General features: G+C 70.4%; 5 protein-coding genes. 2 read left to right on the top strand and 3 right to left on the bottom strand.

The window, feature by feature from the left end:
• Window positions 1-342: 342 nt before the first annotated feature.
• Window positions 343-891: a MarR family winged helix-turn-helix transcriptional regulator gene (locus tag AC07AG_RS42425; protein ID WP_249589073.1), complete on the bottom strand. Its 549-nt coding sequence runs from the start codon at window positions 889-891 to the stop codon at window positions 343-345.
• Between the two features lie 134 nt (window positions 892-1,025).
• Between AC07AG_RS42425 and AC07AG_RS42420 the strand changes: the two genes are divergently transcribed.
• Window positions 1,026-2,318: an MDR family MFS transporter gene (locus AC07AG_RS42420; RefSeq protein ID WP_478762534.1), complete on the top strand. Its 1,293-nt coding sequence runs from the start codon at window positions 1,026-1,028 to the stop codon at window positions 2,316-2,318.
• A gap of 25 nt (window positions 2,319-2,343) precedes the next feature.
• Here the strand turns inward: AC07AG_RS42420 and AC07AG_RS42415 are convergent, their stop codons facing one another.
• Both AC07AG_RS42415 and AC07AG_RS42410 read right to left on the bottom strand, forming a co-directional pair.
• Window positions 2,344-4,014: an ATP-binding SpoIIE family protein phosphatase gene (locus tag AC07AG_RS42415; RefSeq protein WP_478762532.1), complete on the bottom strand. Its 1,671-nt coding sequence runs from the start codon at window positions 4,012-4,014 to the stop codon at window positions 2,344-2,346.
• Window positions 4,015-4,156: 142 nt separating this feature from the next.
• Complete coding sequence (locus tag AC07AG_RS42410) at window positions 4,157-5,515, bottom strand: NAD(P)/FAD-dependent oxidoreductase (protein WP_478762530.1); 1,359 nt, start codon at window positions 5,513-5,515, stop codon at window positions 4,157-4,159.
• Window positions 5,516-5,889: 374 nt separating this feature from the next.
• Between AC07AG_RS42410 and AC07AG_RS42405 the strand changes: the two genes are divergently transcribed.
• A complete protein-coding gene (locus AC07AG_RS42405; RefSeq protein ID WP_478762528.1) occupies window positions 5,890-6,663 on the top strand; it encodes a TetR/AcrR family transcriptional regulator in 774 nt (257 codons plus the stop codon).
• Window positions 6,664-6,835: the final 172 nt, after the last annotated feature.

Genomic DNA, 6,835 nt, shown 5'->3' with positions numbered 1-6,835 from the left:
TTTCCCTTTCCGGCGGTTCCGACTCTACCAGATCCTTTCGGGCCTGATTCCCAGTCAGCGGGGTTTGTCTTCCCGGCTGTTGGGCCGTTCCGACGTCTCAAACTCTAGCGGTTCTTCCCGGCTACTCATAATCGAGTCCTGGAATTGATTTCGGGCATACCGAAATCGTTCCCGGGGGGATGTCGTGCAGAGTTTGTTTTGCCGCGTCTCAGCGGCGGGATGTGCTGTCGCAGAACCGTTACGGCTCCGTGGCAACCCGAAGAACCTTACGGATCCAGTGGGTGACTGTCAAACGCCGTGGTGGGGCGCAGTCCCCACCCCTCGTCACCCCTCGTCCGGCCCTCAGTCCAGGTCGGTGAGGCGGCCGCCCGCGTCCGGCTGGGCGTGCTCCACCCTGCGCAGAAGACGAGTCAGTACTTCCCCGAGGGCACCGCGCTCCTCCTGGGACAGGTCCTGGAGGAGGTCCTCCTCGAAGACCGTGGCCAGGCGCATCGCCTCCAGCCACTTCTCGCGGCCCTCCGCGGTGAGCTCGACGATCACGCGCACGCGGTTGTTCTCGTCCCGGTCCCTGGTGACCAGGCCCTCCGTCACCATGCGGTCGATGCGGTGGGTCATGGCCGCCGGCGTGAGGCCGAGGCCTTTGGCGAGCTCGCCGGGGCCCATTTGGTACGGGGCGCCGGAGAGGACCAGTGCCTTGAGGACCTCCCACTCGGCGTTGCTGATGCCGAGGGTCGCGGTCTGCCGCCCGTAGGCGACGCTCATCCGCCGGTTGAGGCGGCCGAGGGCCGAGACGATCTCCTCGACCTGGGGGTCGAGGTCCTGAAACTCCCGCTGGTAGGCGGCGATCTGCTCTTCGAGAGTCGGCTCACTGGGGCCGGGAGTGTCACCCATGGCCCGCAGTATGGCACGCCCTCACTTGGCGTTGAAGTTCTTCTGTGTGTACTGTTTAGGCTCTAACTTTAGCTTCGAAGTCTTCATGGCTAACTCCTCCAACACTCCTAAGGCAGGTGAAAGTGACCAGGGCGATGGGCGCAGCGATGCGTCGTATTCAGGTAGGCAGCGCGCTGAGCGCGTTTGGCGTCGGGTTCACGGTTCCGTTCCTCTACGTGTACGTGGCGCAGGTGCGGGATCTCGGGGCCAGTACGGCGGGCATCGTGCTCGCCGCCTTTGCCATGGCCGCGCTGATCGTCCTGCCCGTCACCGGGCGCGTCATCGACCGCCGCGGCCCCCTCCCCGTACTCATGGGAGCCTCGCTCACCGCCTCGGTGGGTGCCCTCGCGCTCGGGTTCGCCGGCAGTGAGGCGACCGCGATCGTCTCGGCGGCCCTTCTTGGCGCCGGTACGGCGGTGATGCAGCCTGCGCTCGCCACCATGATCGTCTGGTGCTCGACGCCCACCACGCGCACGCGTGCCTTCGCGATGCAGTTCTTCCTGCAGAACCTGGGCCTCGGCATCGGTGGCCTCATCGGCGGCCAGATCGTCGACGAGCACGACCCGGGCAGCTTCATCACGCTGTTCTCCATCGAGGCCGTGATGTTCCTGGTGCTCGCCGCGATCGCCGTCACCGTGCGGCTTCCGCACGCGCCGTCCATCCAGGACGCCATGCCCAAGGACGGGTCCGCGCCGCAGAGCGGTCTGCGGGCGCTGCTCCGGCACAAGGCGATGGTGCAGCTGTGCGTGCTCGGCTTCGTGCTGTTCTTCGCCTGCTACGGCCAGTTCGAGTCGGGTCTCTCCGCGTACGGCGTGGAGGCGGCCGGGATCTCGCCGTCGACGCTCGGCATCGCGCTCGCCGCCAACACCGCCGTGATCGTCATCGCGCAGTTCGCCGTCCTGAAGTTCGTCGAGCGGCGCAAGCGGTCCCGGGTGATCGCCGCCGTCGGTCTCATCTGGGCCGTCGCGTGGATCGCGGCCGGGTACGCGGGGATGGGCCACGGCAGCCAGGCCATGGCCACCGCCGCGTTCATCTCGACGTACGCGCTCTTCGGGCTCGGTGAGGCGATGCTGTCGCCGACCGTCGCGCCGCTGGTCGCCGATCTGGCTCCGGCCGGGATGGTCGGTCAGTACAACTCGGCCTTCGCCCTGGTGAAGCAGCTCGCGCTCGCCGTGGGGCCCGCGGTCGGCGGCCCGATGGGGGCCGCGCTGCACGGGCCGTACATCGTGACGTTCCTGCTGTTCTCGCTCGGCATCACGGTGCTCGCGGTGCGTCTGGGGCGGCAGCTCACTCCGCTGCAGAACCAGCCGTACGTGGCGAAGAGCCGGGTCGTCGCTCAGGGCGCCCCGGAGTCCGAGTCCGCGGAGCCTCTGCCCGCCGGCTCCTGAACGCTCGTACGACGCTCCTGCGGCGCTACCCCCGCGGGAGCGCGAATTCGCACCAGACCGCCTTGCCGCCGCCCGGTGTGCGCCGTGAGCCCCAGTTCGAGGCGATCGTGGCGACGATGGCGATGCCGCGTCCCGCCTCGTCCGCGGGCTCGGCTCGGCGGCGGCGCGGCAGGTGGTCGTCGCCGTCCGTCACCTCGATGATCAGGCGGCGGTCCGTGCGGCGCAGGCGAAGGCGCATCGGTGGCGTGCCGTGCTGGAGGGAGTTGGCGACCAGTTCGCTGGCCGCGAGCACTCCCAGGTCGTGCAGTTCGGGCGGGAAGCGCCAGCTGGCGAGGACGCCGGTCGCGAAGGCACGCGCGCGTGGCGCCGCTTCCACGCCACCGAGCAGCTCCAGGGCGGCGTTGCGGAACAGCTCGGCGTCCAGGCCCTTGCGCGCGGGGTGCTGGAGGACCAGGACCGCCACGTCGTCGTCGTGGTCGGCCGTCACTCCCAGGGCGCGGATCAGCCGGTCGCACACCACCTGAGGTGTGCCGGTGGCTCCCGCCAGAGCGCGCTCCAGGGAGGCGACGCCTTCGTCGATGTCCTCGCTGCGCCGCTCGACCAGGCCGTCCGTGTAGAGGACGGCGGTGGAGCCGGGGCCCAGCGGGACCGAGCCCGAGGTGTGCAGCCAGCCGCCGGTGCCGAGCGGCGGCCCGGTGGGCTCCTCCGCGCGGTGGATCGTGCCGCCCTCGTCCCGTACGAGGATCGGCAGGTGCCCGGCGGAGGCGTACACGAGGCTGCCTTCGTTCGGGTCGTGCACGGCATAGACCATGGTGGCGATCTGGGTGGCGTCGATCTCCGCGGCGAGGCCGTCCAGGAGCTGCAGGACCTCGTGCGGGGGCAGGTCGAGGCGGGCGTAGGCGCGCACGGCCGTGCGGAGCTGGCCCATGACGGCCGCCGCGCGGACGCCGCGCCCCATGACGTCGCCGATGACCAGGGCGGTGCGGCCGCCGCCGAGGGTGATCACGTCGTACCAGTCGCCGCCGACCGCGGCCTCCGTGCCGCCCGGTTGGTACGTGGCGGCGATGCGCAGGTCGTCCGGCTGCTCCAACTCCTGGGGCAGGAGCGAGCGTTGCAGCGTGACGGCCGTCTCGCGCTGGGTGCGCTCGCTGGCCCGCAGCCGCTCGGCGGCCTCCGCGTGGTCGGTGACGTCGGCGGCGAAGACGAGGACGCCGTCGTCCTTGAGGCCCGCTGCGGAGCCGCTCACGGGGAGCGTCACGGGCGTGCAGGTGAAGGTGTACGACCGGCCGCTCGGCGCCTTGCGGGACTTGACCGTGCGCGGCTTGGAGCTGCGCAGGACCTGGTCCAGGAGCGGCAGCAGGCCGAGCTCCTCCAGCTCGGGCAGCGCGTCGCGGGCGGGCTCGCCCACGGGGCGGTCGCCGAACGCGGTGGCGTACGCGTCGTTCACGTACGCGATGCGGTGCTCGGGGCCGTGCACCAGGGCGACGAGGGCCGGGATGCGGTCGAGCACCTCGCGCGTCGGCAGTTCGTCGACGCCGGCGGCCGGGGTGAGGGTCGTGCCCTCCTGGCCGCCCTCGGCGCGGGCCGCAGGGACCGAGCTTTCGGCTCGCTGTGGCGGGGAGATCCCCAGGTCGGTGCGCGCCGCGGCGCGGCGCTGCGTTCCGGGGAGCCGGGCGCTCCAGCGCGTGAAGTTCACTGCGGTAGGCCTCGTGATGTCGCTTCTGGATCGGGCGGGGATTTCCGGCGGTCCTGGCCCGCCCATGGTCACACGAACAGTCTGGCCGACCGGACTGACATCCGTCAGACGCCGGTGTCACGCGGGGAGTTCCTGCCTCCGGTCAGGAGGACTCCTTCGGGCCTCTGCCCCCGGCCGCGAGTTCGAACTCCGCACGCGGGTGTTCGAGCGACCCCAGGGAGACGATCTCGCGTTTGAACAGGCCTGACAGGGTCCATTCGGCGAGCACCCGGGACTTGCGGTTGACGGTGGGCACGCGGCTCAGGTGGTAGACGCGGTGCATGAACCAGGCAGGGTAGCCCTTCAACTTCCGTCCGTAGACATGTGCGACACCTTTGTGCAGCCCCAGGGAGGCGACCGAGCCCACGTATTTGTGCGTGTACTCCTTGAGGGGCTGTTCGCGCAGGGACGCTGCGATGTTGTCGCCGAGCGTCCTGGCCTGGCGCACCGCGTGCTGGGCGTTGGGGGCGCACTCCTTGCCGGGCTCGTCCGCGGTCACATCGGGGACGGCTGCCGCGTCTCCCGCGCCCCACGCGTGCGCGTGGCCGTTCACGGCCAGCTGGGCTGTGCAGTCGAGGCGGCCGCGTTCGTTCAGCGGCAGGTCGGTGGCGGCGAGCACCGGGTGCGGTTTGACGCCCGCGGTCCACACGACGGTGCGGGTGGGGAAGCGCGCGCCGTCGCTCAGGACGGCGACCCGGTCCTCGCACGAGTCCAGACGGGTCTCCAGGCGTACGTCGATGTTGCGGCGCCGCAGCTCACGGACCGTGTACTTGCCCATCTCCTCGCCGACCTCGGGGAGGATCCGCCCGGAGGCCTCGACGAGGATCCACTTCATGTCCTCGGCCTTGACGTTGTGGTAGTACCGCGAGGCGTAGCGGGCCATGTCCTCCAGCTCGCCGAGCGCCTCGACCCCCGCGTAGCCGCCGCCCACGAAGACGAAGGTCAGGGCCGCGTCGCGGACCGCGGGGTCACGCGTCGAGGAGGCGATGTCCATCTGCTCGATGACGTGGTTGCGCAGGCCGATGGCCTCTTCGACGGTCTTGAAGCCGACGCCGTGCTCGGCGAGGCCCGGGACGGGCAGGGTGCGCGAGATGGACCCGGGTGCCAGGACGATCTCGTCGTACGCGATGTCGACGGCGCCCGAGCCCTCGTCCTCGGTGGCGAGCGTGACGAAGGACGCCGTGCGCTTGGCGTGGTCGACCGTCTTGACCTCGCCGATGACGATCCGGCATCTGTCCAGGACGCGGCGGAGCGGGACGACGACGTGCCGTGGCGAGATGGAGCCGGCCGCGGCTTCGGGCAGGAACGGCTGGTAGGTCATATAGGGATCGGGCGTCACCACCACGATCTCCACTTCGCCCCGCTTCAGCTCCGGCTTCAGCTTCCGCTGGAGGCGCAGTGCGGTGTACATGCCGACGTAGCCGCCGCCCACAACGAGAATGCGCACAGGTTCCTTCACCATCCCATGACGCACCCAGCTCTGGAGTTTGTCCACAGCCTCGGCAATTTGTGTGACCGGTCGCGGCCTGCGGCGCGCCGTGCGGGCCTTGGCTCCGCGTATGGAAAGTACGCAGGTCAGCGGGGGGAAGAGGGAGGAGGCCGGGGGGTGCATTCAGGTCGGAATCGGTGCGTACTCCGATCGGGGGGAGCTCTGTGCGGAACCCGCCTCTTCTGAATTGACTCTGGCTCAACTATGTTCGTGTGTCGTCGGGGTGTCGGGGGATGCGCTCGTCGAGTCCAGCTACTGGGCTCGGGATTCGGGCTTGCTCCTCACACTTCGGTAGCCAATGGCGGGGAGTGTCTCCGGGGGGAGACGCCATTACCGGGGGAACGCGTATGAGCATTCAGGAATCTCACTGGACTTCGAGCATGGCGTCGGCTTCAGCCGTCGCCACCAGCGGGAACGGACGCGACATGGGGGACGGACCGCGTTCGACACCGCTGCGTGTGGACGCACAGCGCAATCTTGAGCACGTACTTCGCGCGGCGCGCGAGGTCTTCGGCGAGCTGGGTTACGGCGCGCCGATGGAGGACGTGGCCCGGCGCGCACGGGTCGGCGTGGGCACGGTCTACCGCCGCTTCCCCAGCAAGGACGTGCTGGTGCGGCGCATAGCCGAGGAGGAGACCTCCCGGCTCACCGACCAGGCGCGATCGGCGCTCGGTCAGGAGGACGAGCCGTGGTCGGCGCTCTCGCGCTTCCTGCGGACGTCCGTCGCATCGGGCGCGGGACGGCTCCTGCCGCCGCAGGTGCTGCGGGTGGGCGTCGCGGACGAGGTCGCGGGGGTCCGGGACGACGAGGCGCGCGTGCCGCAGCAGCGGCAGGCGGCTCCGGCCGGTCCCGAGCTGCGGCTCGTCGAGCAGCGCTCGGCCCCGGCCGAGGAGTCGGCGGCGGACGACCCGGGGGCGGTCGCGCTCCTGGAGGTCGTCGGACGGCTCGTGGAGCGGGCGCGGGCGGCGGGCGAGCTGCGCGCGGACGTGACCGTGTCGGACGTGCTCCTGGTGATAGCCACGGCCGCGCCCTCGCTGCCGGACGCGGCGCAGCAGGCGGCGGCCTCGTCGCGGCTGCTCGACATCCTGCTCGAAGGGCTGCGCTCGCGCCCCTCGGTCTGAAGCGGCATGGGTTCGGCTCAACTGCCGTTGCACCAGCGGCGGTTGAGCCTTCCCCGAATGGGTGAACGGTAGTGCTCGAATGCGGGAAGTCACCTCGGAAGGGTGGTTGACCGTCATCGCCGTCCTCCGTACCACGCCCGTATGGCACTCTTTCCCGGATGGCCGGGTCTGA

Source organism: Streptomyces sp. NPDC044044 (assembly GCF_056434405.1).
This window is presented reverse-complemented; position numbering and strand designations above follow the sequence as displayed.

Excerpts from the sequence above, each read along its gene's own strand:
- AC07AG_RS42410 (WP_478762530.1), bottom strand. The coding sequence starts at position 5,515 with ATGGTGAAGGAACCTGTGCGCATTCTCGTTGTGGGCGGCGGCTACGTC.
- AC07AG_RS42420 (WP_478762534.1), top strand. The coding sequence starts at position 1,026 with ATGGGCGCAGCGATGCGTCGTATTCAGGTAGGCAGCGCGCTGAGCGCG.
- AC07AG_RS42425 (WP_249589073.1), bottom strand. The coding sequence starts at position 891 with ATGGGTGACACTCCCGGCCCCAGTGAGCCGACTCTCGAAGAGCAGATC.
- AC07AG_RS42405 (WP_478762528.1), top strand. The coding sequence starts at position 5,890 with ATGAGCATTCAGGAATCTCACTGGACTTCGAGCATGGCGTCGGCTTCA.